At 64.0% G+C, this 24,285-nt stretch carries 19 protein-coding genes and 1 riboswitch; of the genes, 9 read left to right on the top strand and 10 right to left on the bottom strand.

The window, feature by feature from the left end; all coding sequences use genetic code 11:
- Positions 1–19: 19 nt before the first annotated feature.
- Positions 20–847, bottom strand: a complete 828-nt coding sequence (locus HB675_RS20540; RefSeq protein ID WP_213880912.1) for an NAD(P)-dependent oxidoreductase — start codon at positions 845–847, stop codon at positions 20–22.
- A 320-nt stretch (positions 848–1,167) separates the two neighbouring features.
- Here HB675_RS20540 and HB675_RS20545 point away from each other — a divergent pair, with 320 nt between their 5' ends.
- A complete protein-coding gene (locus tag HB675_RS20545; RefSeq protein WP_213880913.1) occupies positions 1,168–2,472 on the top strand; it encodes an MFS transporter in 1,305 nt (434 codons plus the stop codon).
- 71 nt (positions 2,473–2,543) lie between these two features.
- Here the strand turns inward: HB675_RS20545 and HB675_RS20550 are convergent, their stop codons facing one another.
- The 5 genes from HB675_RS20550 to HB675_RS20570 are packed head-to-tail and all read right to left on the bottom strand — an operon-like array spanning position 2,544 to position 7,567.
- On the bottom strand, positions 2,544–3,581 hold the full coding sequence (locus HB675_RS20550; RefSeq protein ID WP_213880915.1) for an LLM class flavin-dependent oxidoreductase: 1,038 nt from the start codon (positions 3,579–3,581) through the stop codon (positions 2,544–2,546).
- A gap of 34 nt (positions 3,582–3,615) precedes the next feature.
- Positions 3,616–4,770: an ABC transporter ATP-binding protein gene (locus tag HB675_RS20555; protein ID WP_213880917.1), complete on the bottom strand. Its 1,155-nt coding sequence runs from the start codon at positions 4,768–4,770 to the stop codon at positions 3,616–3,618.
- The gene (locus HB675_RS20560) at positions 4,767–5,588 is read right to left on the bottom strand and encodes an ABC transporter permease (RefSeq protein WP_213880919.1); all 822 of its coding nucleotides are present in this window, start codon (positions 5,586–5,588) and stop codon (positions 4,767–4,769) included. The genes HB675_RS20555 and HB675_RS20560 overlap by 4 nt, the downstream gene beginning before the upstream one ends.
- Positions 5,589–5,594: 6 nt before the next feature.
- On the bottom strand, positions 5,595–6,545 hold the full coding sequence (locus HB675_RS20565) for an ABC transporter permease (protein WP_213880921.1): 951 nt from the start codon (positions 6,543–6,545) through the stop codon (positions 5,595–5,597).
- On the bottom strand, positions 6,530–7,567 hold the full coding sequence (locus HB675_RS20570; RefSeq protein WP_213880922.1) for an ABC transporter substrate-binding protein: 1,038 nt from the start codon (positions 7,565–7,567) through the stop codon (positions 6,530–6,532). Before HB675_RS20570 ends, HB675_RS20565 begins: the two co-directional genes overlap by 16 nt.
- A gap of 297 nt (positions 7,568–7,864) precedes the next feature.
- On the opposite strand from HB675_RS20570, the gene HB675_RS20575 reads away from it, so the two are divergent.
- From HB675_RS20575 to HB675_RS20585, 3 genes are all read left to right on the top strand, one after another.
- Positions 7,865–8,152 carry a DUF1330 domain-containing protein gene (locus HB675_RS20575; protein WP_213880924.1) on the top strand — a complete coding sequence of 96 codons (288 nt, stop codon included), beginning with the start codon at positions 7,865–7,867 and terminating at the stop codon, positions 8,150–8,152.
- A 186-nt stretch (positions 8,153–8,338) separates the two neighbouring features.
- Entirely contained in the window at positions 8,339–9,991 is a 1,653-nt protein-coding gene (locus HB675_RS20580) for an ABC transporter substrate-binding protein (RefSeq protein ID WP_213880925.1), read from the top strand.
- Between the two features lie 25 nt (positions 9,992–10,016).
- The gene (locus HB675_RS20585; RefSeq protein ID WP_213880927.1) at positions 10,017–11,117 is read left to right on the top strand and encodes an alpha-hydroxy-acid oxidizing protein; all 1,101 of its coding nucleotides are present in this window, start codon (positions 10,017–10,019) and stop codon (positions 11,115–11,117) included.
- A 141-nt stretch (positions 11,118–11,258) separates the two neighbouring features.
- Here HB675_RS20585 and HB675_RS20590 read toward each other — a convergent pair whose 3' ends face one another.
- From HB675_RS20590 to HB675_RS20600, 3 genes are read right to left on the bottom strand one after another with little or no spacing between them, the layout of a single operon-like run.
- Entirely contained in the window at positions 11,259–12,695 is a 1,437-nt protein-coding gene (locus HB675_RS20590; protein WP_213880929.1) for a sugar porter family MFS transporter, read from the bottom strand.
- Positions 12,696–12,735: 40 nt separating this feature from the next.
- Complete coding sequence (locus HB675_RS20595; protein WP_213880931.1) at positions 12,736–13,593, bottom strand: sugar phosphate isomerase/epimerase; 858 nt, start codon at positions 13,591–13,593, stop codon at positions 12,736–12,738.
- A gap of 10 nt (positions 13,594–13,603) precedes the next feature.
- Positions 13,604–14,689 (bottom strand): fatty acid desaturase, encoded by a 1,086-nt coding sequence (locus tag HB675_RS20600; protein ID WP_213880933.1) that lies wholly within the window; start codon positions 14,687–14,689, stop codon positions 13,604–13,606.
- Between the two features lie 101 nt (positions 14,690–14,790).
- Here HB675_RS20600 and HB675_RS20605 point away from each other — a divergent pair, with 101 nt between their 5' ends.
- Positions 14,791–15,828 (top strand): LacI family DNA-binding transcriptional regulator, encoded by a 1,038-nt coding sequence (locus HB675_RS20605; protein WP_213880934.1) that lies wholly within the window; start codon positions 14,791–14,793, stop codon positions 15,826–15,828.
- On the opposite strand, the gene HB675_RS20610 is transcribed toward HB675_RS20605, so the two are convergent.
- A complete protein-coding gene (locus HB675_RS20610; RefSeq protein WP_213880936.1) occupies positions 15,800–17,056 on the bottom strand; it encodes a multidrug effflux MFS transporter in 1,257 nt (418 codons plus the stop codon). The genes HB675_RS20605 and HB675_RS20610 overlap by 29 nt on opposite strands.
- Before the next feature lie 274 nt (positions 17,057–17,330).
- Positions 17,331–17,430: riboswitch (guanidine-I (ykkC/yxkD leader) on the top strand.
- A gap of 61 nt (positions 17,431–17,491) precedes the next feature.
- Between HB675_RS20610 and HB675_RS20615 the strand changes: the two genes are divergently transcribed.
- From HB675_RS20615 to atzF, 4 genes are all read left to right on the top strand, one after another.
- A complete protein-coding gene (locus HB675_RS20615; RefSeq protein ID WP_213880938.1) occupies positions 17,492–18,208 on the top strand; it encodes an urea amidolyase associated protein UAAP1 in 717 nt (238 codons plus the stop codon).
- A gap of 10 nt (positions 18,209–18,218) precedes the next feature.
- On the top strand, positions 18,219–18,842 hold the full coding sequence (locus HB675_RS20620; protein WP_213880939.1) for an urea amidolyase associated protein UAAP2: 624 nt from the start codon (positions 18,219–18,221) through the stop codon (positions 18,840–18,842).
- Between the two features lie 80 nt (positions 18,843–18,922).
- Positions 18,923–22,516: an urea carboxylase gene (uca, locus tag HB675_RS20625; protein WP_213880941.1), complete on the top strand. Its 3,594-nt coding sequence runs from the start codon at positions 18,923–18,925 to the stop codon at positions 22,514–22,516.
- On the top strand, positions 22,516–24,267 hold the full coding sequence (gene atzF, locus HB675_RS20630) for an allophanate hydrolase (protein ID WP_213880943.1): 1,752 nt from the start codon (positions 22,516–22,518) through the stop codon (positions 24,265–24,267). Before uca ends, atzF begins: the two co-directional genes overlap by 1 nt.
- The last annotated feature ends 18 nt before the right edge of the window (positions 24,268–24,285 follow it).

Here is a 24,285-nt window from a genome sequence, read left to right on the forward strand (position 1 = left end):
GGGTTCGGCGTCGCCTGGATCAATCGCCGAACGGCCCCAAAGCCACGAAGGCGCCGCCCTGGTAGACACTGATCGGGTCATCCGCCGCCGGTGCTGGCTGTGCTTCGACCTTGGCCCGCCAAGGTTCGGAGCTGTCCTGCGGGTGATAGCCCAGGTGCGCGGCGTAGCGGTTGTCCCACCACACCGTCTTGTTGGCCGACACGCCGTAGACTACGGTATGGCCCACATCGGTTGCCGTCAGGCCGCGCTCGATCAATTGCGTCAGGTCGTCGTAGCTCAGGTAGGTGCTGAGCATGCGACGGTTCTGGGGTTCGCTGAACGAGGAGCCGATACGGATGCTCACGGTCTCGATGCCGTAGCGATCAAAGTAGAAACTCGCGACATCCTCCCCGTATGACTTCGACAACCCGTAGTAGCTGTCCGGGCGCCGTGCGCTATGGGCGTCGAGGGTTTCGTCCTGCTTGTGAAAACCGATCACATGGTTGGAGCTGGCGAAGATCACCCGCTTGACGCCATGACGACGGGCCGCCTCGTAGATATGAAAAACCCCGCTGATGTTCGCCCCCAGGATCTCCTCGAAAGGGCGCTCTACCGACACCCCGCCGAAATGCACGATGGCGTCCACATCCTCCACCAATTGGTCCACGGCCTGTTTGTCGGCGAGGTCGCAGACCTGGATCTCCTCGCTGTTGTCCCGCGGCGGATCCATGGGTGAGATGTCCGAAAGGCGCAGGGTTCGCGCCAGTGGGCGCAGGCTTTCGCGCAGGACCTTGCCGAGGCCGCCGGCAGCACCGGTCAGCAGGAGGCGGTTGAAGGGGGGGTTGGCAGCACTTGAAGAATCGGCCATGGGCGAGTGTCCTGATTGTTATTGATTATTAAAAAAGCCGCGGTCATCGTACAACGTGACAGGATTATCAGGACCTCCCCGACACCCTGTCAACCGGCCATCAGGGCGTTGATTCACCGCGTCTCAAAGGTGACCGTCAAGTCACCTGGGCGAGCTCGTCGGCTTCCCGTCAGGGTCCTCCCTGCCAAGTCACCAACACGTTACGAAATATTTCAGCTAGCCGTTGACAAGCACTTTGCTAGCTATCTATAAAGCACTGTCATACGACAACGTATAACGCCGCGCTGCCACCACAAAAAAATAATATTGAGTGCAAAGCCATGAAAATAAAAGGAATCCGCTGGTGGATGGTCGCTCTGATCACAGCCGGTCTGATTGTCAATTACCTCGCCCGTAACACGCTCTCCGTCGCCGCACCGACGATGATGAGCCAATTGAGCATCTCCACCGAACAGTACTCCCATATCGTCGTCGCCTGGCAGATGGGCTACGCCTTCATGCAGCCGGTGGCCGGCCTGATCGTCGATGCCATCGGCACCAAGCTGGGCTTTGCTGCCTTCGCCGTGGCCTGGTCGGCCGCCTGTGCGGCGGCGGCCTTGGCCACGGGCTGGCAGAGCCTGGCGTTCCTGCGCGGCTTGCTGGGGGTCACCGAAGCGGCGGGCTTCCCGGCCGGGATCAAGGCCACCACTGAGTGGTTTCCGGCCAAGGAGCGCTCGGTTGCGATTGGCTGGTTCAACATTGGTTCTTCAGTGGGTGCCTTGCTGGCGCCGCCGCTGGTGGTCTGGGCGATTCTTAACGACGGCTGGCAGCTGGCATTCATCAGCGTGGGGGTGATGGGGATCATTTGGAGCTTCCTCTGGCTGGTGCTGTACAAGCACCCGCTGAACCAGCGCTTGCTGGGCGACACCGAGCGCGACTACATCCTCGCAGGGCAAGAAACCCACCTCAAGGATGCGCCCAAGCAGCGCACCCAGTGGCGCAAGATCATCGGCACCCGCAACTTCTACGCAATTGCCTCTGCGCGCATCCTCTCGGAGCCGGCCTGGCAGACTTTCAACGCGTGGATTCCGCTGTACCTGATGACCGAACGGCACATGAACATCAAGGAAATCGCCATGTTCGCCTGGCTCCCGTTCCTGGCCGCCGACATCGGCTGCGTGTTGGGCGGTTACCTGAGCCCGCTGTTTCACAAGTACTGCAAGGTGTCGCTGTTTACCTCACGCAAGATGGTCATGCTGTTTGGCTGCTCGTGCATGATCGGCCCGGCTTGTATCGGCCTGGTGGAGTCGCCGTACACGGCCATCGCGCTGTTGTGCCTGGGCGGCTTTGCTCACCAGACGTTGTCGGGGGCGCTGTACTCGATCACGTCCGACTCGTTCGGCAAGAACGAAGTGGGCACGGCCACGGGCCTGGGCGGAATGTTCGGCTTTCTCGGCGCGGCTGCCTTTACGGCGGTGTTCGGGGTGATGGTGACCAAGGTCGGTTATGCGCCGCTGTTTGTGGTGTTGGCGATCTTTGACATCATTGCCGCCATCGTCATCTGGAACGTGGCCCGGCCGGTGGGCGGGCCGCCGCAGGAGGATGGGCGGGTGGTGCATGAGCCGGGCGGGTTGCCGGCCGTCTGAACAGAGAAAAAGCCGCTGAAAAGCGGCTTTTTCGGGCAGATTACCAGCGGTTGCGTCAACCCATCGATTTCTCACCGAAACGCCGGCACCACCTCGTTGATGAACAATTCCAGTGACTTGCGCTTCTCCACATGGGGCAAGCTGTTGTCGCACCAGAAACTGAACTCGTCCACGCCTAATTCCTGGTAGTAGCGGATCCGCGCAATGATCTCTGCCGGCGTACCGATCATGGTGTTCTTGCGGATGTTCGCAAGCTCGAACTCCGGGCGGTCTTTGAATTTCTCCTCAGGGCTAGGGTCGAGAAAGCCGTTGACCGGTGTGGTCTTGTTGCCGAACCAGGCGTCGAACGTGCGGTAGAAGCGGGCGATGGCCTTGGCGCCGACCTGCCAGCCTTCAGGGTCGTCGACCGCATGCACGTGGGTATGGCGCAGTACCATCAATTGCGGGCGCGGCACCTCGGGGTTGTTGGCCAGTGCTGCCTCAAACTTGTTCTTCAGGTCCAGCACTTCTTCGTCGCCCTTCATCAGCGGCGTGACCATCACGTTGCAGCCGTGCTTGACCGCAAAGTTGTGGGAGTCCGGATCACGCGCGGCGATCCAGATCGGTGGGGTGCCCAAGGGCTTGGGCACGCTGGTGGAGGTGGGGAATTTCCAGATCTCGCCGTCATGGGCGTAATCGCCTTCCCACAGCTTGCGCACCACCGGCACCATCTCGCGCAGGTGATTGCCGCCGCTGGCAGCCGGGATGCCGTCGGCCATGCGGTCGAATTCCACCTGATAGGCGCCGCGGGCCAGGCCCACTTCCATGCGGCCGTTGCTGATCACGTCCAGCAGGGCACATTCCCCGGCCACCCGCAGCGGGTGCCAGAACGGCGCGATGATGGTGCCGGCGCCCAGGTGAATGGTTTCGGTGCGCGCGGCCAGGTACGCCAGCAGCGGCATGGGGCTGGGGGAAATGGTGTATTCCATGGAGTGGTGTTCGCCAATCCACACCGTGCTGAAGCCCCCGGCCTCGGCCATCAGGGTCAACTCGGTGAGGTCTTCGAACAGCTGCCGATGGCTGACGTGTTCATCCCAGCGTTCCATGTGCACGAACAGTGAAAATTTCATACCGCTACCTCAATGATCGGGTTGCACGACAGGCTCAATGAGCGCCTGCCGCCTTGTTCAAATCGCTGGCCTGCCACTCGGTGTAGACGCAGGCGTCGGCCGTCGCCCAGCGCACGCGCACTGGATCGCCGCTGCGCAGTGGCATGCCGGCCGCAGACAGGGCCTTGACGGTCATGGCCGTGCCGCCGGCGGTCACCACGCTGCACGTCTGGCTCTCGCCGAGAAACAGCACTTCGCCTACGGTTGCCGCCACCTGGTTCCAGCCTTGGGGCAAGGGTTCAAGCTCGGCCTGGGCCACGCTCAGGGCCTGGGCCTTTTCCGGACGGACCATCAGCAGCACGTCCTGGTCGTGGTTCAGGCCGGCCGTCAAGCGTATGGCCAACCGTTGCTCTTCGAACAGCGCCGCGCCGTTGCCTCGGGCCTTGAGTTTGAGGAAGTTGGAGTTGCCCAGGAACGAGGCGACAAAGGCGTTGGGCGGGTTCTGGTATAGGTCATAACCCGTGCCCAGGCCGACGATCTTGCCGTGACTGAAAATCGCGATGCGCTGGGAAAGGCGCATGGCTTCTTCCTGGTCGTGGGTCACGTAGACGATGGTAATGCCCAGGCGCCGATGCAGCTGGCGCAATTCGTCTTGCAAGTCTTCGCGCAGTTTCTTGTCCAGTGCGCCGAGGGGTTCGTCCATCAGCAAGATGCGTGGCTCGTAGACCAGCGCCCGGGCGATGGCCACCCGCTGTTGCTGGCCGCCGGACAGTTGTGCCGGCCGGCGGTGGGCGAAGGTGTCCAGTTGCACCAGCTTGAGCATGGCGTCGACACGGCGCTCGCGCTCGGCCGCCGCCAACTTGCGGATGGCCAGGGGGAAGGCGATGTTGTCGCGCACCGACAGGTGCGGGAACAGTGAGTAGCGCTGGAACACCATGCCGATGTCGCGCTTGTGTGGCGGCACGCTGACCAGCGACTGGCCGCCCACCAGGATTTCGCCGGAGCTGGGGGTTTCGAACCCGGCCAGCATCGACAGCGTGGTGCTCTTGCCCGAGCCGCTGGAGCCGAGGAAGGTCAGGAACTCGCCGTCCTGGATGTCCAGCGAGATGTTGTCCACGGCCGCAAACTGGCCGTAGTGCTTGTTCAGGTTGCGCAAAGAGACCAGGGTTTTCCCGGGGTTCTGCGACGGCGCGTCGATCACGGCACTCATGAATTCACTCCCAGACGCGTTTCATTACGGCGGCGCAGGACGGCGGCCACCAGCATAATCAGCAACGACAGCCCGATCAGCAGGGTCGAAGCCACGGCGATCACCGGGGTCAGGTCCTGGCGCAGCGTGGTCCACATTTTCACCGGCAAGGTCTGCAGGTTGGGGCTGGCCATCATCACGCTCAGCACCACTTCGTCCCAGGACACCAGAAAGGCGAACAGGCCGCCGGCGATCAGCCCCGGACGAATGCCCGGGAAGGTCACCTTGAACACCGCCTGCAAGCGCGAGGCGCCGCAGATCACCGCAGCATCCTCGATGGACTGGTCGAACAACTTCAGCGAATTGATGATGGAGATGATGGTGAAGGGCAGGGCAACGATCACGTGGCTGACCACAAAGGCAAACAGTGTGCCGGTGTAGCCCAGCTTGAGAAACAGCGCGTAGATCGCCACGGCGATGATCACCAGCGGCACGATCATCGGCAGGGTAAACAGCGCATACAGCGCCTCGCGCCCGGGAAAGCGCCCGCGCACCAGGGCAAAGGCCGTGGGCACCCCCAGGGCCACGGAGAACACCGTAGTCAGCAGGGCGACTTTCAGGCTCGACAGCGCCGCGTCCATCCACTGGGCGTTGGCGAAGAATTGCCCGTACCACTTGAAGGTCCAGCCGGGTGGCGGGAACACCAGCCATTGGCTGGAGCCGAACGACAGCAGGACGATGAAGACGATCGGCAGCAGTAGAAACAAACCGATCGCACCGGTGCCCAGGTACAACCCCAGGCGCATCCGCCGGCTCATCGCATTGGGGGTCAGCAGCATGACGGTTTACCTCGCATTGCTTGCGCCCACCGGGGATTCCGGTTGCAGCTTCAGGTAGAAGTAGAACAGCACCAGGGTGATCAGGATCAGCAACGCGGCGGCGGCGCTGGCCAGGCCCCAGTTGAGGAACGACTGCACCTGCTGCACGATGAATTCAGGCAGCATCATGTCCCGCGCACCGCCCAGTAAAGCGGGCGTCACGTAGTACCCCAGGGACATCACGAAGACCATCAACGCACCGGAGAACAGGCCCGGCCGGCACAGCGGCAGGAACACCTTGGTGAAGTTCACCCAGGGGCTCGCGCCGCAGATGGCCCCGGCCTGCAGAACCATGGGATCCAGGGCCTGCATGGTGGCCTGCAATGGCAGCACGATGAACGGGATCATGATGTAGGTCATGCCGATCACAACGCCGGTGAGGTTGTGCACCATTTCCAGCGGCTGATCGATCACGCCCAGCGCAACCAGCGCCTTGTTGATCACCCCGGACGCCTGCAGCAGCACCAGCCAGGCGTACGTGCGGGCCAGCAGGCTGGTCCACATCGACAACAGCACCACGTTGAGAATCCAGCGGCCCCAGCCACGGGGCATCAAGGTGATGACCCAGGCCAGCGGGAAGCCCAGCAGCACACTGAACAGTGTCACCAGCCCGGCCACCGAGAAGGTGTTGATCAACACCCGCGAGTAGGCCGAGTTGGCGAACAGTTCCTGATAATTGCCCAGGCCCGGCACCGGCTCCAGCACGCCGCGCAGCAGCAGCCCGATCAGCGGGGCGAAGAAAAACACCCCGAGAAAGAGCAGGGCAGGAGCAAGGTTGCCTGCCCCGCGCCATCGCTGGCGCCACGAAGGTGAATCAAGTGCGGTCACGGCCGGCTCCTCCTTGAAAGGGGCAGCGACGGCTGCACCCGCAGGCTGAGTACGCGACGCTACGCTTGCCATTTTTACTTGACCAGCCATTCATTCCACCGTGTCGCGATGGCTTCGCCGTTCTTGGCCCAGTAGGCGAAGTCCAGAGTGATTTGATCTTTCGGGTAGGCCGTCGGCAGGCTGGGCGCCAACGCCGAGTCCAGGCGGGGGATGCTGTCAGTGTTGACCGGGGCGTAGGCGGTGAGGTTGGAGAAGTCCGCCTGGCCCTTGGCGGCGCTGCTGGCCGCGAGGAATTTCATGGCCGCATCCTTGTGCTTCGAGCCCTTGGGCACCACGAGGAAGTCGGCCATGACCAGGTTCTGTTTCCAACTCTGGCCCACCGGCGCACCGTCTTGCGACAGGGCATACAGGCGGCCGTTCCAGAACGAACCCATGCTCACTTCACCCGAGGCCAGCAGTTGCTGCGACTGGGCGCCGCCGCCCCACCAGACGATGTCTTGCTTGATGGTGTCGAGCTTCTTGAAGGCGCGGTCCAGGTCCAGCGGGTACAGTTTGTCGGCCGGTACGCCGTCCGCCAGCAGGGCCATTTCCAGCACGCCCGGGCTCGGCCATTTGTACAGCGCGCGCTTGCCAGGGTAGGTCTTGGTGTCGAACAGGGCATTCCAGTCCTGCGGCTTGGCACCGCCCAGTTTGCTGGTGTTGTAGCCCAGGACGAAGGAGAAGTAGAACGAGCCGACGCCGTTGTCGGAGACAAAACGCGGGTCGATCTTGCTGCGGTCGATGGTCTTGAAGTCGAGGGGTTCAAGCAGGCCTTCGGCGGCTGCACGCAGGGCGAAGTCGGCTTCAACGTCGACCACGTCCCACTGCACGTTGCCGCTGTCGACCATGGCCTTGAGCTTGCCGTAGTCGGTTGGGCCGTCCATCACGACGGTGATGCCGCTGGCCTTGCTGAACGGGTCGGCCCAAGCCTGCTTCTGCGCATCCTGGGTGGTGCCGCCCCAACTGACGAAGTTGAGGCTGTCTGCGGCGCACGCCACGTTGGCAGTGGCGGCGATAATCGCGGCGCCAAGGACTGCGTGGCGTACTGCCTTGATACGTTTGTTCAACACCATCTCTTACGCCCTCATTTGTTATGTTCTGGGCGGGTTTACTACACCCGCCGATAAGGAGCAGTAGTCAAGTCGGATCGGTCGCTGGCTGTAATGCGCCCAGGCCCTGAACCTGATGGCGTTCTCTTGGAGTATCCCTTGCGGGGGCCGCGACTGTGTTTCGATCTAGGCTCTACCATATTATGGTATGCCAAGATTTGTCCAAGGTTTTCGCAGTTATTTCTGGGGCTGACGGCAGGTGGAAACCTGGTATACCATCAGACACATTACTCCCCGCTTGAATTGACTGAGGGTTGCGCCATGAAAGGCTATTGGATAGCACACGTCGATATCACCGATCCCGAGCAGTACAGCCTCTACACCCAGCGTGGGCCGGCTGCCTTCGCCCTGTACGGCGGACGCTTCCTGGCCCGGGGCGGCCCCTCCGAATCCCTGGAAGGACGACCCACTCCCCAGCGTAGCGTGATCATCGAATTCGAGTCGTACGATCAGGCGGTGGCCTGCTACAACTCGCCGGAGTACCAGGCCGCACTGGCCTTGCGCAAGGGTGCGGCGCAGGCCGATATCATCATCGTCCAGGGCGTGTGACGGCGTCTTGGGCAACTGCCGGCACCATGCCTGTTCACAAAATGCGGCGGGCTGATAACGCAATATCGGATTAATGTTTTCTATTGATAATTAACATAGAAGAAAATCGAATTTCACAGCGCCGGACCAGACGATTACCGTCTTAAAAGCTCGATGAGCGTTCCCGCCCTTTGTCATGAGTTTTCTATGATTCCGATCTTGCCATCGCCCCCATCGCTTGCCGCCAGGCGTCTCGCAACGCTGCTGGCCGGGGTCATCACCACCGTGCTGCTCTCGGCCTGCTCGCCCTCAGCTCAGGACAGCGCCGCCAGCAAGACCCTGCGCATTGCCTACCTGCGCGACAACACCACCCTGGTCAGCCTCGACCCGTTTCAGGTGTACTGGATCGAGCACCGGGTGGTGGTGCGCAACGTCGTCGAATCCCTCACCGATCAGGACCCCAAGACCGGCCAGATCATCCCTTGGCTGGCGGCCAGCTGGGATGTCAGTGACGACGGCCTGGCGTATACCTTTCACCTGCGCAAGGACGTGACCTTCAGCAACGGCGCCCGTTTCGACGCCCACGCTGTGAAGACCGCCTATGATTTCGACAAAGCCTTCTCCGCCAGGCTGCCTACCGTGTTCGGTGCTACCTACCTGGCCGGCTATGACCACGCCGAGGTGCTGGACGACTTCACCGTCCGACTCGTGCTGTCCAAACCCAACGCCGGCTTCCTGCAAGCTACCTCGACCACCCAGCTGGCGATCATGGCCCCCGAATCCTACACACTCACCGACGCCCAGCGCTCGGCTGGGGCGATCATCGGCACCGGGCCGTTCTTGCTCAAGAGCTACACCCCGGAAAGCAACGTGCAACTGGTCAAGCGCCAGGGTTACGCCTGGCCGTCGGCCAACGTGCAGAACAAGGGCGATGCGCACATCGATGGCGTGGACATTCGCTACGTGCCGGAGGACAGCGTGCGCAACGGCCAGTTCATCCAGGGCCAGGTGGACGTGCTGTGGCCGCGCGCACCGTTCTCCGATGTCGACCAGCAGCTCTTCAAGTCCAAGGGTGCCACCATTCAAACGCGCTCGCTGCCGGGTCCTGCGCTGGTGTTGTTCCCCAACACCGAAGGTGAGCACATTCTCGCCGACCGCACGGTGCGGCTGGCCCTGCAGAAGGCCATCGACCGCAAGACCTATGCCTCGACTGTCTATAACCCGCAGTTCCCGGTAGTGGATGGCGTACTGGATGTGACCACGCCGTACTTCAGAAGCCAGGGCGCCAAGCTGGCCTACGACCCCCAGGGCGCAGAAAAGCTGCTGGACCAGGCCGGCTGGGTCAAGCAGCCCGATGGTTACCGCGCGAAGAACGGCAAGCGCCTCAAGCTGGTGGACAACATCTCGCCCACCGAGACCGCAGGCGATGTGCTGCTGCAAGACCAGCTGCGCCATGTCGGCATCGAACTGATCCTCAATGTCCTGCCTACCGCCGAGTGGTATCGCAACAACGCCAGCGGCAAGTATGACCTGACCTCGACCTACATGACCCGCGCTGACCCGATCATCCTGCAGACCATCATCGACCCGCGCACCGCCCTCACCCCGAGCGTGGCCCGCAACCTCTATGCACCTGACGTTTTGCCCAAGGCCGAGGCCCTGTTCGACGCGGGGCTGACCGCCACCCGGCCTGAGCAGCGCGCCCAGGCATATGGCGACCTGCAAGACCTGCTGATCGATGAAGGCTCGAGCTTTCCGATCTACGAACGGATCTGGCAGGCGGCCACGGCAAGGCGAGTGAGCAACTTCCACTGGACGGCGGAGGGGTTGGCGCTGTTCAACGACATCGAGTTGAAGTAACCCACCCACCCGCAGGAGTCGACTGATGACCGGATCAACCACCGCCAACGCCTGGCCCACTGGCGAACGTGTCGCCCCATTGAAATTGACCAACCTGCTGGATCTGGAAGCGTTGGCGCAGGCCATCATCCCCGCCACCGGCTTCGACTACATCGTCGGCGGCGCCGGCGCCGAGCAGACCTTGCAGGAAAACCGCGCCAGCTTCGACCGCCGTTTTGTCACCCAGCGCGTGCTCACTGGCAAAGTCGTCGAAAGCCTGCAAACCCGCGTCCTCGGCAGCGCCTTGGCCAGCCCGGTGATCATTGCGCCCATGGGCGGCCAGGCCATCGCCCACGTCAGCGCCGAGGCCGGCACTGCCCGCGGCGCCCATGCGGCCGGCACCTTGCTGACGGTCAGCACGGTGTCGACCTTGAGCCTGGAGGACATCGCTCAGGCCAGCAACGGGGACAAATGGTTCCAGCTCTACCTGACCCGCGACGACGGCTTCAACCGCGAGCTGATTCAGCGGGCCGTCAGTGCCGGCTATAAAGCCATCGCTCTGACCGTGGACGTCCCGGTGGGCGGCCACCGCGAACGCTGCATTCGCCATGAATTCGCCTACCCGCCGGTGGCGCAGCCGCGCAACTTCCTCGACCTGCTGGGTCAGCCCCGCGGCGTCGAGCGCACCTTCCAGCCGTGCCTGGACCACCGCAGCCTTGACTTCGTGCGCCAGCACAGCCCCTTGCCGCTGATCATCAAAGGCATTGCCAGCCCGCTGGACGCGCTGGCAGCAGTGGATTTCGGCGCCGACGCCTTACAGGTCTCCAACCACGGCGGCCGTCAGCTGGACGGCACGCCGGGCGCCTTCTCGGTACTGCCGAGCATCGCCCAAGCGGTGCAGGGCCGCGTGCCGCTGATCTTCGACAGCGGCATTCGCCGGGGCCTCGATGTGTTCAAGGCCCTGGCCAGCGGCGCGGACGTTGTCGCCCTCGGGCGGCCGGTGTTGTTCGGCCTGGCGTTGGGTGGGTGGCAGGGGGTGGAGTCGGTGCTCAACCATATCAACGCCGAGCTGCGCACGGTGATGCAACTGGCGGGCGCGGCGACGGTGGCGGACATTCGCGGGCTGCCATTGGTGAAGGTGGAGTAGGGCTTTCGAGCACCGCCTGCGAGTAACAAACTCCACTTTCTGGGCCAGCAAGCGGATCCAAAAGGAGCTTCACCGAACTGGTCGTGCACTGGGGTCTTCCGGGCTGACTGGCAGATCGCCCACAGGTCTGTGGGCGATCCATCAGGCACCCATCAGCACCGGCCCCCGAAACCGCGCCTCGATCTCCTCCAACGTCAACCCCCGCGTCTCCGGCACAAATCGCGCACTGAACAGCAACGCCATCACCCCCAGCGCCACAAACAGAAAAAAGGTCCCACCAATGCCGATGCCCGCCACCAGCGGTGGAAAGAACAGCCCGACATTGAAGTTGGTCAGCCACAACGCACAACCGGCCACACCAATGGCGAAGCCGCGGATGCGCAAGGGGAACATCTCCGAGAGCATGACCCAGGTCACCGGCGCGACCATGCCGGCCATGAAGCCCATGTACACCAGCATGCACGCCAGCAAGGTGTAGGCCCGGGCCGGGCTCGGGGGCATGACGCTGGACAGCACACCAATGGCCAGCAGGCACAGGGTCGTGCCGGCCAGGCCCATCAGCAGCAGCGGGCGGCGGCCGACGCGGTCCAGGTAACGGATGCCGATCAGGGTGGCGGCCACGGCGGCGGCGCCGTTGCCGATGTTGGCGATCAGTGCGGCCTGATGGCCGAGGCCCGAGTCGGCGAGGATCTGGGTGCCGTAGTACATGATCGAGTTGACCCCGGTGACCTGTTGCACCACGGCCAGGCCAATGCCGATCAACACGATGCGCCGCATCCATGGGGTTTTCAGGGCGCGCCAGCCTTCCTGAGTGGTCTGGGCGTCGGCGACGGCGGCGTGTTTGATCTCGCGCATTTCCCAGGCTGCCTGATTGCGTTCGCGGACCTGCTTGAGCACCTGCAATACATCGCCGAAGCGCCCGCGTGACGCCAGCCAGCGCGGGCTTTCGGGCATCATCAGCATGCCCAGCCAGAGCGCTACGGCAGGCAATGTGGCCACCAGCAGCATCCAGCGCCAGATGCCGGGGTACTCGGCAAAGGTGTTACCCAGGAATGCGTTGATGACAAAGGCCAGCAGTTGTCCGCTGACGATCATCAGTTCGTTCTGGGTGACGATGCGCCCGCGCACGTGGGGCGGCGACATCTCGGCCAGATAAGTGGGCACCGTCACCGAAGCGCCACCGACGGCCAGGCCAAGGACGAAGCGTGCGGTGACCATGATCGGAATGTTTGGCGCGAACGAGCAGGTCAAGGCGCCGATGAAGAACAGCGCGGCCAGCAGCAGGATGTTCTTGCGTCGGCCGTTACGGTCGGAGAGGCGTCCGCCAATGACTGCGCCGAACGCCGCGCCCAACAGCAAAGAACTGGCCACCAGCCCTTCGGTAAGGGGCGTGAGGCCCAGCTCAATCTTCATGAACATCAGGGCGCCGTTGATGACCCCGGTGTCGTAGCCGAACAACAGGCCGCCGAAGGTCGCGATCAGGGTGACCATGCGCAGGTAGCGCTTGGCATCCACCTGGCTTTTACTGGCGCGGGCGCTCTGGGCGCCCGCCAGTGAATCGTAAGTCTTGCTTGTCATTATTGTTGTACTCACGGTCAAGGGGCAGTCATGGATCGAGTCAAGGATGGGTCAGGCAGGCGCGCCTCCACAGGTCTTCGCCCAGGTGCTTGAGGATCAGGGCTTCCTCCCAGCGATCGCTCAGCTCGTGGCCGTGGCGGTCGGTGATCGCATAAGGCGCAGGCCCCAGCTCGCAGGTGAACGACAAGGTCCGGCGCTGGTGCTCGGGATGGCCGGGGAGGCGCCGGCGAAAGCTCTCGAAGCCGGCCAGCCACCACTGATGAAACAGTGCGTAGTAACCGGCATGCTGCGGGTAACCGAGCGGCACCTGGACCTGTTCGGCGCTGGCGTAGCGACCATGAAAACCATGAGCGTGCTCCAGCACCATGGCGATGGCCTCGCGGTCGCGGGCATCGGGGTCGTCGGGCATTTCCCGGCTGACCACGTAATGGGACAGGTCGGCCAGTAGCTTGAGCTGGGGAAAAGCCTTGAGCAGGTGCACCGTCAGAGGCAGGTCGTTGGTCAGGCGCTGGCGGTGGGTTTCCAGCAGCACCGGGAAGTCGAACTGCTCGAACAACGGCAGCCAGCTTTCGACAATGTGCATGGCTTCGCCCAGGGTGTAGGGGCGCATGTCCACCTGCACCGTGACGTGATGGCAGTCATGGCGGGCGATCAGCTCCAGGGCCGGGGCCAGGTCGCCCAGTTGCCGCGGTTGCGCCTGGGCCTCTAGCTGCAGGCCGCGCTCGTGGCGCAGGGCGGTGAGGCGCTCGGCGTGGGCGGGGGACTCATACAGCGCGGTGATGCCGCTGAAGCCGGCCTGCTGGATGCGGTCCAGGTTCGCTTCAAGGCTTGGCTCACCGCCAGTGCCGAGGCGCTCCATGCCCCAGAGGGCCTGAAAGATTTCAAGGGTATCGGACATGATCGTCACCTCAGGCCATGGCCGGTTCGGCGCTACGGGTGGTGGTGCTCAACGGGCGGCGCACCGACCAATAAGGGTCGCGGCGCTGGTGCATGACCGCCGGAATGATTTCCCTCCAGGCCGCCCACAGGCTGGGGTAGGGCGGTGGGCATTGATCCTTGATCACTTCATGCAGCTGGGCAAGGGCGTGGTACGGCACCATGGGAAACATGTGGTGCTCGATGTGGTAGTTCATGTTCATGTAGACGAAGCGCAGAAACGGCCCCAGGTACACCGTGCGGCAATTGAGCCGATGGTCGAGGACGTTCTCCGGCAAGCCGGTATGCTGGGTGAGGTTCAGCGCCTGGGTGACTGGCCCGCCATAGAGTCGTGGCAGCAGCAACAGCATTGCCGGCAACAGGCTGGCCATGGCCACACAACTGGCCAGGGTGGCCGCCCAGATCAGCACATAGAGCCGGCTGCTCCAGATCATCCTGGCCATGGCCGACTCGGGCACGAACGAGCGGGTCTCCTCGCTGACGCTGCCAAAGGCGTGGCGGATCGTGCGGGCCATCTCCACGGGCACAGCGCGCAGGGCGAAGGCGTCCAGTGCCATGTTCAACAGGCTGGGCGGGCGCGGCACGGCAATTTCCGGGTCGCTGCCCACCACTAGGGTATCGGTGTGGTGACGGGTGTGGCTCCAGCGCCAGTAGGTCGATTCATGAAAGGTCATGAACGCGGCGATCTGGTAGAAAAACCGATTCAACCCGGCCGTCTTGAACGGCGTGCCGTGGGACAGTTCATGGGCGCGGTGGTCGCTGGCCGCATAGAGCAGGCCGTACAGGGCAAAGGCCGGGATGCACCACAGGGTGCCCCAGGTGGCGATGCCGACCCCGGCCGAGGCCAACATCAGGCCGAACCACAGCGCCATGTTGGTCAGGGCCGGGCGGTCGCTGCGCTTCATCAGGTTCTTCATCACCTTACGTTCGACGCTGCAGGTGTGCCATTGCGCGGACACCAGCCCGCGCAGCGCGGCCAGTTGCTGATTTTGTGCAGTGAGTCGGTAATCGGCGTGACTGCCGGATGGGGGCACGTCATCATGGGGGTGGGTGTTCATGGTAGCGACCTCCGACCTGTCACGCGGTTATCGTGATAGGTCTATCATTTGTTGAATTTATTTTGATAGGCTCGAGGCTGAGCTTATACAGGAGCGTAGGGATGTCAAACCCCAAGCCGACCATGATCGAGGTGGCAAAGGCCGCAGGAGTAGGCGTGGCGACCGTAGACAGGGTTATCAACCAGCGCGCCCCGGTCAGCCGGAAAACCAGCGAACGTGTCTACCAAGCGGCTGAGCGGCTGGGGCTTTCTATCAAAGAAAATGATAGCTTGGCGCCTGCGCCGTCCGTCGGCAAAGGGGGGCTGCCGGCAAAAAGACTGGCCATGGTGTTGCAGAGCCACAACCCGCCGTTCTATGCGACGGTGACCCAGGCGCTGACCGCAGCGGTCAGTCAGGCGGGCGACCGGGTGGGCGAACCGACCATCGTGCAGATCGACGCCATGCGCCCCGAGGAAGTGGCGGACACCTTGATGGCGCTGGGCAAACAGGTCGACAGCATCGCGCTGGTGGCGGCAGACCACCCCATCGTCAGTCAGGCCATCGAGCAACTGGCAACCATGGGGGTGCGCACCTACGCGCTGATGACCGACCTGACGGCTGCGCAGCGGGCCGGCTATATCGGCCTGGACAACCGCAAGGTCGGCCGTACCGCCGGGTGGGCCATGGCGCACTTGAGCAAGCGGGTGGGCAAGGTGGCGACGCTGATGGGTGACCATCGGGTGCTCTGCCAGGAGTTCAGCGAGATCGGCTTTCGCTCGTATTTCCGGGAAAACTTCAGTGACTATGAGGTGCTGGCGCCGCTGCCTAATCAGGAGGGCGGTGATTCGGCCTATGTCGCCACGTGCCAGTTACTGGAAGAACATAGCGATCTGGTGGGGCTGTACATCAACAGCGGCGGGGTCGAGGGGGTGGTGCGGGCATTGCGCGAAACCGGCCGGCACCGTGACCTGGTGACCATCTGTCACGAGGTCACGGACAGTACCCGGCGCGCTTTGATCGATAACGTGGTGCAACTGCTGGTGGCTCACCCACTGGAACAGGTGGCCCGTACCTTGGTCGAGGTGATGCTCGCCGATCAGCCCGGCAATGCCCGCCAATGGGTGTTGCCGTTCAGTCTGTTGACGGCCGAGAATCTCTGAGGCTGCGGTGCGCCGCTGGCGCCTGATCACGATGGACCGCGAGCAGGCGCGGCGCCAGCAGCAACGCCGGCAGCAGCACCACCAGCCCGACGAATGCCAACTGAAGCTCGGGGCTCAAGCCGCTCTTGAGCAAGGGCGTGGCGAGCACCGAACCCCCGCTGAGCTGAAGGATGCTGAACAGCGCCGCCGCTGCGCCGGCCCTTGCGCCAAAGGGCTCCAGCGCCAAACCCATGGCCGACCCCAATGCCGCGGAAAAACCGATGGACAGCACCAGTACCGGGGCCATGAAGCGCAGCCCGCTGGGGGCAAATCCCAGCGGCAGGAGCAAGGCCAGGACCCCGGCCAGCACGATCAGCGTCACGCCCAGGCGCAGGGCGACGAACAGGCCGTAGCGCTGGATGATTTTTGGCGCGAGCATGAAGCCGATGATGCTGATCACTGCGTTGAGGGCAAACCACAGGCTGAACTGCACGGAACTGCTGTGCAGCTGGGTCATGATCACCGAGGGCGCACACGACACGTAGATCAGGTTCATGGCCATGCCGGACAAGGCCACCAACGCGCAGAACAGAAAGCGACGGTTCTTGAGCATCGGCCCGAAATCGCCGCGCCAGCTGCTGGCAGCCCGCACGGCCTGACGGTTCGCGCGGCTCTGGGTCTCCGGCCAGCGCCAGACGAACAGCACGGTCACCGCCAGCGCGTACAGGGCCATGCACAGCAGCGTGCTGCGCCAGCCGAAGCGAGCGGCCAGCGCGCCACCGATCAATGGGGCGCTGGCCGGCACCACGTACAGGGCGCCGGTCATATAGCTGTAGAGGCGCGCACTGGTGGCCGCACTGAAACGATCGCGCACCGCCGAGTTGGCCGCCACGGTCGCGGCACAGGCGCCAATCCCTTGCAGGATGCGCGCAAGGTAGAACACTTCCAGCGTGGGTGCCAGCAGGCCCAGCACGCTGCCCAGACCAAAGGTGACACTGCCGAAAATCGCCACCGGACGGCGGCCGATTCGGTCCGACAGCGGACCGCACAGCAACTGCCCCAAGCCGACACTGAACACAAACAGCGTAATGGTGGCCTGCACGTCCGCCAGGCTGCGGCCAAAGTCATGACTCATGGCATCCAGTGACGGCAGGTAGATGTCCGTGCCCAACGGCATGATCAGCACCATGGCAATCAGCAGGCCGATGAACCAGCGGGTCTGGAGGAGGTTATCGGCAAGAGGGGGCAATGGGGGCGGCCTTGGAAGAAGCGGGAGCGTGATGCTATCAAATCCTCCAAAACCGCCGATAGGCGTATCAGGGTGAAATGATAGGTTTGCGTCAAATGGCCCCTGCGCCGCACCGCCACAGAGCGGTGCGCGCCGTGTTGGTGCGAAAATGCCTGGGCACGCCGCGGAATCCGGGGCGCATCTGCGCCAACCTGGTGTTTTCGGCTGGCTGGCGCAACTTTTGCTTTTGAAATCAGGTGCAGCGAGTGTCGCTTGTTTTATGCACCACAATCTGAAAATGGTTGGCTAGGGTTCCGGCTCGCAAGACGAGTGACTGGTCCGAGAGTCAACGACCTCCAGTAGAGGTTACACGGCGGGATAAAAGCCCGGGAGACAGACCACCTGAACAGGTGACGCGCTGCTTCCGTCCGTTTGTTGTACTACTGGAGACCTGCCATGCCCAATCCCCCTGATGTGTTTGCCGAAGAACTGCTGCCGGGCGGCGGCCAGCGTTCGTTCGTGCTCAAGCGTGGCCAATTACTGCGCCTCACCGACCTGGAAGGCGGCGCCAACGTCAGCCTGACGCTGTTCAATGCCCATGAGAAAAGCGAGCGTCTGAACCTGCCTGACAGCCTAAAGTGCCAACACACCGCCCGGCTATCGGCCGGCCATTGCCTGTACTCGGACATGGGCCGCGTGCTCGCGGCCATCACCCGCGATACCTGCGGCTGGAGCGACAGCCTCGGCGGCGTGGCCAATGCCGAGGAGGTGTCCGAGCAGTACGGCCAGGGTCGCTATCAGGAACTGCGCAACGGCTTCTTTCGCAATGGCACCGACAACCTGCTGGTGGAAATGGGCAAGTGGGGCCTGGGTCTCGGTGACCTGACCATGGTCCTCAACCTGTTCAGTCGGGTCGATGTCGATGAGCATGGAGTCTTGAGTTTCGCGCCTGAAAACGCCAAAGCGGGCGACTGCATCGAACTGTATGCCCCCATGGACACGCTGGTGGTGCTCACCGCCCTGCAGCACCCCATGGACCCGGCCCCGCACTATGCGCCGAAACCGGTGCAGTTGACCTTCCTGCACGCCGACGCCAGCGTCGCCGAGCACTGCCGCACCTCGCGACCGGAAAACGAGCGTGGCTTCATCAACACCGACCGCCTGTTCGCCTGAGGAGCCGACCATGACCGCACTGCACCCCGAAACCGCCGCTTACCGCGTCACTGTCCCCGCCGGCGAGCCATGGCTCACCGAAGTGAAGGCCGGGCAGACCCTGCGTATCCATGACCTGCAAGGCAACCAGGCGGTGGACACGCTGTTCTACAGCGCCGCCAACCCGCGTGAACGCTACGACGTGCAACGCACCCTGCGCCGGCAGAACAATGTCTACCTGGGCGTGGGCAGCGTGCTCTATTCCAACCTCGGCCGCCCGCTGCTGACCATCGTCGAAGACAACTGCGGCCGCCACGACACCCTGGGCGGCGCCTGCGCCCAGGAGAGCAACACGGTGCGCTATGCCCTGGACAAGCGTCACATGCACAGCTGCCGCGACAACTTCCTGCGCGCCTGCTGCCACGACGGCCGTCTGGGCAAGGGGGACATCAGCCCCAACATCAACTTCTTCATGAACGTGCCGGTGACCCCGGCGGGCGGCCTGACGTTCGAAGACGGCATTTCCGCCCCCGGCAAATACGTGCAACTGCGCGCCGAAATGGACGTCATCGTGCTGATCTCCAACTGCCCGCAGTTGAACAACCCGTGCAACGGCTACAACCCGACGCCAGCCGAGCTGTTGATCTGGGACTGATACCCACCTGCTGACGCCCGGGGACGGCCCCGTGCGTGCTCACTCTTCGCGGGACGGCCCGCGGCTGCAGGGATCGAATCATGTTTGACACAGTGTTGATTGCCAATCGCGGCGCCATTGCCTGCCGCATCCTGCGGACCTTGCGCCAACTGCGGGTGCAGGGCGCGGCGGTATACAGCGAGGCCGACGCCGCCAGCCAGCACATCCAACAGGCGGATGTGGCCTTGAGCCTGGGTGAAGGCGCCGCCACCTGCACCTATCTGGCGGTGGACAAGATTCTCGCAGCGGCACGGGAATGCGGGGCCACGGCGATTCACCCGGGCTATGGCTTCCTGTCGGAGAACGCGGCCTTTGCCGAGGCCTGCGAAGCAGCGGGTATCGCCTTCATCGGCCCTACGCCCGAGCAACTGCGAGTGTTCGGCCTCAAGCACACGGCCAGAGCGCTGGCTCGGGAGCAGGGCGTGCCGTTGCTGCAAGGCACTGACCTGCTGGACAGCCTGGAAGAGGCGCTGGCCGCTGCCGACCGTGTCGGTTACCCGGTCATGCTCAAGAGCACGGCGGGCGGCGGCGGGATCGGCATGCGCGTGTGCCGCGACCCTCAGCAACTGAACGAGGCCTTTATCGCGGTCAAGCGCCTCGGGCAGAACAACTTTGGTGATGCCGGGGTGTTCATCGAGCAATACATCGAGCGCGCGCGGCACCTGGAAGTGCAGGTGTTCGGTGACGGCCTGGGCGGTGTGCTGACCTTGGGCGTGCGCGACTGCTCGGTGCAGCGGCGCAACCAGAAGGTACTGGAGGAGACCCCCGCACCGAACCTGCCCGAGGGCCTGGCCGACGCCCTGTGCGCGGCGGCCTTGCAGCTGGCCAAGGCGGTGAACTACCGCAGCGCCGGCACCGTGGAATTTGTCTACGACAGCGACAGCGGCCGCTTCTACTTTCTGGAGGTCAATACCCGCTTGCAGGTCGAGCACGGCGTCACTGAACAGGTCTGGGGCGTGGACCTGGTGCGCTGGATGGTGGCGTTGGCAGCGGGCGAGTTGGCGCCGCTGGAACAGCTCAAACAAACACTGCGGCCTGAGGGCCACGCCGTGCAGGCGCGCCTTTATGCGGAAGATCCGGGCAAGGACTTTCAGCCCAGCCCCGGCCTGTTGACGGCGGTGAGCTTTCCACCGGCCGACGGCCGGCAGCTGCGCATCGACACCTGGGTCGAGGCAGGCTGCGACATTTCCCCGTGGTTCGACCCGATGCTGGCCAAGGTCATCAGCTGGGCGCCGGATCGCCAGCAAGCTTGCGCGCGGCTGCAAGAGGCCCTGGCCGCCACTCAGCTGTACGGCGTGGAGACCAACCGCGACTACCTGTGCCAGATCATCGACGCCGAACCTTTCGCCAGCGGCCATCCCTGGACCCGTTGCCTGGAAGGGCTGGTGTATCACGCATGGACCTTCGAAGTGCTCAGCGGGGGCACTCAGACCAGCGTGCAGGATTACCCCGGCCGCATCGGCTACTGGGCCGTCGGCGTGCCGCCGTCGGGGCCCATGGACAGTCGCTCGCTGCGCCTGGGCAACCGTCTGCTGGGCAACCCCGAAGGCTGCGCGGCTCTGGAAATTACCCTGGCCGGGCCGAGCCTGCGCTTCAATGCGCCCGCCGTGGTAGCGGTCACCGGGGCCGAGTTGGCGGTGACCCTGGACGGCGTGCCAATAGCGATGCATTGCCCCCGCGAGGTGCCGGCCGGTGCCGTGCTGAACCTGGGCAGCATCAGCGGCGCCGGGGCGCGCAGTTACCTGTGCCTGCGCGGTGGCGTACAAGTGCCCGATTACCTGGGCAGCAAGAGCACCTTCACCCTCGGCCAGTTCGGCGGCCACGGCGGGCGGGCCTTGCGCGCCGGTGATGTGTTGCATCTGGCGCCACTGACGGACGCCGTACCCGGCACTGCGCCAATGCCACCGCTGGTGTTTCCGAGTGTGCGCCAGTTACGGGTGATCTACGGCCCCCATGGTGCCCCTGAATACTTTACCGACAACTACTTGCAGACGTTTCTTGCCACTGAGTGGGAAGTGCATTTCAACTCCAGCCGCACCGGCGTGCGCCTGATCGGTCCCAAGCCGGAATGGGCCCGTACCGATGGCGGCGAAGCGGGCCTGCACCCCTCCAACATCCACGACAACCCCTACGCCATTGGCGCGGTGGACTTCACGGGTGATATGCCGGTGATTCTGGGGCCTGACGGGCCGAGCCTGGGCGGCTTCGTCTGCCCGGTGACCCTCATCGAAGCCGACCTCTGGCAACTGGGTCAGCTCAAGGCCGGCGACCGCGTGCGTTTTGTGCCTTGCGACCTGTCGACAGCGCGTACGCTGGCCCTCGCCGACTTGAGCCTGCCTGGCGAATGCGCCGCCCCGGTGGCGCTGCAATCGCCCGTGGTGCTGGACGTCGGCGAGGGTGGCACGCACTTGGTCGCTCGCCTGGCCGGGGACACCCATCTGTTGCTGGAAATCGGCCCGGCTGAACTGGATCTGGTCCTGCGCTTTCGTGGCCATGGACTGATGCAGGCGCTGGAGGCCGACGCCCTAGCCGGCGTGATCGACCTGACGCCCGGCATCCGCTCCCTGCAGGTGCACTATCAGCCCGAGCAACTGCCGCTGGCCACGCTGCTGGCGCGGGTCGCCGAGCACTGGCAGCGGGTCTGCGAGACGGACGACCTGCAAGTGCCGTCGCGGGTGGTGCATTTGCCCTTGTCCTGGGACGATCCGGCGTGCCAACTGGCCATCGAAAAGTATCAGACCACCGTGCGCAAGGATGCGCCGTGGTACCCAAGCAATTTGGAGTTCATTCGTAGAATCAATGAATTGAAGGATATAGATGAAGTAAAACATACGGTTTTTGATGCCCGTTACCTGGTCATGGGCCTGGGCGACGTCTACCTCGGCGCGCCCGTGGCCACGCCGCTGGACCCGCGCCACCGGCTGGTGACCACCAAGTACAACCCGGCCCGCACCTGGACCGCCGAAAACTCGGTGGGCATCGGCGGCGCCTACCTGTGCGTGTACGGCATGGAAGGGCCGGGTGGCTACCAGTTTGTAGGGCGCACTTTGCAGATGTGGAACCGCTATCGCGAAGTGGCGGCGTTCGCCGGCAAACCCTGGCTGCTGCGCTTTTTCGACCAGATTCGCTTCTACCCGGTCGGCGCCGACGAACTGCTGCGCATTCGCCGGGATTTTCCGCTGGGGCGCTTCGACCTGAACATCGAACACACCCAGCTGAAACTGGCCGACTACCAAGCGTTCATGCAGCGCGAAGCGGTCAGCATCGAGGCGTTCCGCGAGCAACAGCAGCGTGCCTTCGGCGCCGAGCGCCAGCGCTGGCAGGACAGCGGCCAGGCACACTTCGACAGCACTGAAGTGGCCGAACAGGCCGGCGCAGAAACGCTGCTGGCCCCTGGCCAAATGAGCGTGGAGAGCACCCTCACCGGCAACCTGTGGCAGGTGGCGGTGGCGGTGGGGGATGTGGTGCAGGCTGGCACGCCATTGGTGGTGCTGGAGTCGATGAAAATGGAAATCCCGCTGTTCGCCGCCGTGGCCGGCGTGGTCCGTGAGGTCTGCGTCCAGCCGGGCTCGGCGGTGCGTGCCGGTCAGCGCGTGGTGATTCTGGAACCTGTGAACAACGAAGGAGCTGTGTGATGAGCCAAGAGCTGCAACTTGACGTGCTGCGCGAGCGTTACCTGAGCGGCGGCGTGACGCCCCGGCAATTGATCCTGTCCCTGCGCGAAAAGGCCCTGGGCCTGAACCCGGCGTTCAACCTGTTCATCCATCTGCTTGCGGTCGAGGAGCTGGAGCCATACCTGGCCGCCCTTGAGGGCAAAGCCATCGACAGCCTGCCGCTGTACGGCATCCCGTTCGCCCTCAAGGACAACATCGACCTGGCCGGCATCCCGACCACGGCGGCATGCCCGGCCTACGCCTATACCCCCGAGCGCTCGGCGACTCTGGTCCAGCAGTTGATCGATCTGGGCGCGGTGCCCCTGGGCAAGACCAATCTCGATCAGTTTGCCACCGGCCTCAACGGCACGCGCTCGCCCTACGGGCCGTGCCGCAACAGCGTGCACCCGGACTACCCGTCGGGCGGCTCCAGCGCCGGATCACCCCTGGCGGTGGCCCTGGGCGTGGCCAGCTTTGCCTTGGGCACCGACACCGCCGGTTCCGGACGTGTGCCAGCGGCGCTGAACAATCTGGTGGGGCTCAAGGCAACCAAAGGCCTGTTCTCCACGGGCGGGGTGGTACCGGCCTGTCGCACCCTGGACTGCGTGACCACCTTCACCCACACCGCCGCGGAGGCCAGCCAGCTTTTGGCGCTGACCGCGCGGCTGGATCCGCGTGATGCCTACAGCCGTGCCAACCCGGCCTGGAATGATGCATCGGCGTTCGGTGCGGTCAGCCCGTTTCGCTTTGGCGTACCCCGCAGGGTGGATCTGGAGTTCTTTGGCTGCCCTGAAGGCCCCGCGCTGTTTGCCGCTGCTGTGCAACGCATGCGTTCGCTGGGGGGCGAGGCCGTGGAGATCGACCTGTCGCCGTTTCTTGAAGCGGCCCGACTGCTCTACGAGGGGCCGTGGGTCGCCGAACGCTACAGCGTGGTCGGTGAACTGGCCACCCGCCAGCCCGACGCCGTGCTGCCGGTCATCCACGCCGTGCTGGCCAAGGCCCCCGGCGTCACTGGGGTACAAACCTTCGAAGCGCAGTATCGCCTGCAGGCCTTGAAAGCCGAATGCGACCGCACGCTCGCCGAGCTCGATTGCGTATTGACCCCGACCCTTGCCCGCCCGGTAACCCTGGCAGAGCTGGCCGATGAGCCGGTGCTGCGCAACGCCGAACTGGGCTATTACACCCACTTCATGAACCTGCTGGACTACAGCGCCGTGGCAGTGCCCAGCGCCACGATGGCCAACGGTCTGCCCTGGGGCGTGACAGTGTTTGGCCGCGCGTTCACCGACCAGTACCTGCTCAGCCTGGCCAGTGCTTATCAGGGCGCATCGGTCACCGCACCGATGGCCCGTAATGACCGTGCCCGGCTGGTGGTCTGCGGCGCCCATCTGGACGGCCTGGCCCTGAACGGGCAACTCAAGCAGCGCGGTGCGCGGCTGCTGGGGGCAACCTTGAGTTCGCCTGACTATCGCCTGTACGCCCTGGCGGACGGCCGCCGGCCGGGCATGGTGCGGGTGGCCGATGGTGGCATGGCCATTGCCGTGGAGGTCTGGGAGTTGCCGAGCAGCGAACTGGGCTCGTTCCTGACGGGCGTCCCTGCGCCGCTGGGGTTGGGCAAGGTGCAGCTGGCAGATGGCCGCTGGGAGACCGGGTTTATCTGCGAAGGGTATGGCCTGGAGGGGGCTGAGGACATCAGCAGTTACGGGGGATGGCGCAAATGGTTAGCTAGATAATACATCACAAAAACAATC

Origin of the sequence: Pseudomonas sp. dw_358, assembly GCF_018449655.1 — a bacterium.
Taxonomy (GTDB): Bacteria; Pseudomonadota; Gammaproteobacteria; order Pseudomonadales; family Pseudomonadaceae; genus Aquipseudomonas.

What these genes read in the sequence shown, in the direction of transcription:
- HB675_RS20600 (WP_213880933.1), bottom strand. Translation starts at nt 14,689, where the DNA reads ATGAACACCCACCCCCATGATGACGTGCCCCCATCCGGCAGTCACGCC.
- HB675_RS20575 (WP_213880924.1), top strand. Translation starts at nt 7,865, where the DNA reads ATGAAAGGCTATTGGATAGCACACGTCGATATCACCGATCCCGAGCAG.
- HB675_RS20570 (WP_213880922.1), bottom strand. Translation starts at nt 7,567, where the DNA reads ATGGTGTTGAACAAACGTATCAAGGCAGTACGCCACGCAGTCCTTGGC.
- HB675_RS20620 (WP_213880939.1), top strand. Translation starts at nt 18,219, where the DNA reads ATGACCGCACTGCACCCCGAAACCGCCGCTTACCGCGTCACTGTCCCC.
- atzF (WP_213880943.1), top strand. Translation starts at nt 22,516, where the DNA reads ATGAGCCAAGAGCTGCAACTTGACGTGCTGCGCGAGCGTTACCTGAGC.
- HB675_RS20555 (WP_213880917.1), bottom strand. Translation starts at nt 4,770, where the DNA reads ATGAGTGCCGTGATCGACGCGCCGTCGCAGAACCCCGGGAAAACCCTG.
- HB675_RS20595 (WP_213880931.1), bottom strand. Translation starts at nt 13,593, where the DNA reads ATGTCCGATACCCTTGAAATCTTTCAGGCCCTCTGGGGCATGGAGCGC.
- HB675_RS20580 (WP_213880925.1), top strand. Translation starts at nt 8,339, where the DNA reads ATGATTCCGATCTTGCCATCGCCCCCATCGCTTGCCGCCAGGCGTCTC.
- HB675_RS20550 (WP_213880915.1), bottom strand. Translation starts at nt 3,581, where the DNA reads ATGAAATTTTCACTGTTCGTGCACATGGAACGCTGGGATGAACACGTC.
- HB675_RS20545 (WP_213880913.1), top strand. Translation starts at nt 1,168, where the DNA reads ATGAAAATAAAAGGAATCCGCTGGTGGATGGTCGCTCTGATCACAGCC.
- HB675_RS20615 (WP_213880938.1), top strand. Translation starts at nt 17,492, where the DNA reads ATGCCCAATCCCCCTGATGTGTTTGCCGAAGAACTGCTGCCGGGCGGC.
- HB675_RS20560 (WP_213880919.1), bottom strand. Translation starts at nt 5,588, where the DNA reads ATGCTGCTGACCCCCAATGCGATGAGCCGGCGGATGCGCCTGGGGTTG.
- HB675_RS20565 (WP_213880921.1), bottom strand. Translation starts at nt 6,545, where the DNA reads ATGGCTGGTCAAGTAAAAATGGCAAGCGTAGCGTCGCGTACTCAGCCT.
- uca (WP_213880941.1), top strand. Translation starts at nt 18,923, where the DNA reads ATGTTTGACACAGTGTTGATTGCCAATCGCGGCGCCATTGCCTGCCGC.
- HB675_RS20585 (WP_213880927.1), top strand. Translation starts at nt 10,017, where the DNA reads ATGACCGGATCAACCACCGCCAACGCCTGGCCCACTGGCGAACGTGTC.
- HB675_RS20590 (WP_213880929.1), bottom strand. Translation starts at nt 12,695, where the DNA reads ATGACAAGCAAGACTTACGATTCACTGGCGGGCGCCCAGAGCGCCCGC.
- HB675_RS20605 (WP_213880934.1), top strand. Translation starts at nt 14,791, where the DNA reads ATGTCAAACCCCAAGCCGACCATGATCGAGGTGGCAAAGGCCGCAGGA.
- HB675_RS20540 (WP_213880912.1), bottom strand. Translation starts at nt 847, where the DNA reads ATGGCCGATTCTTCAAGTGCTGCCAACCCCCCCTTCAACCGCCTCCTG.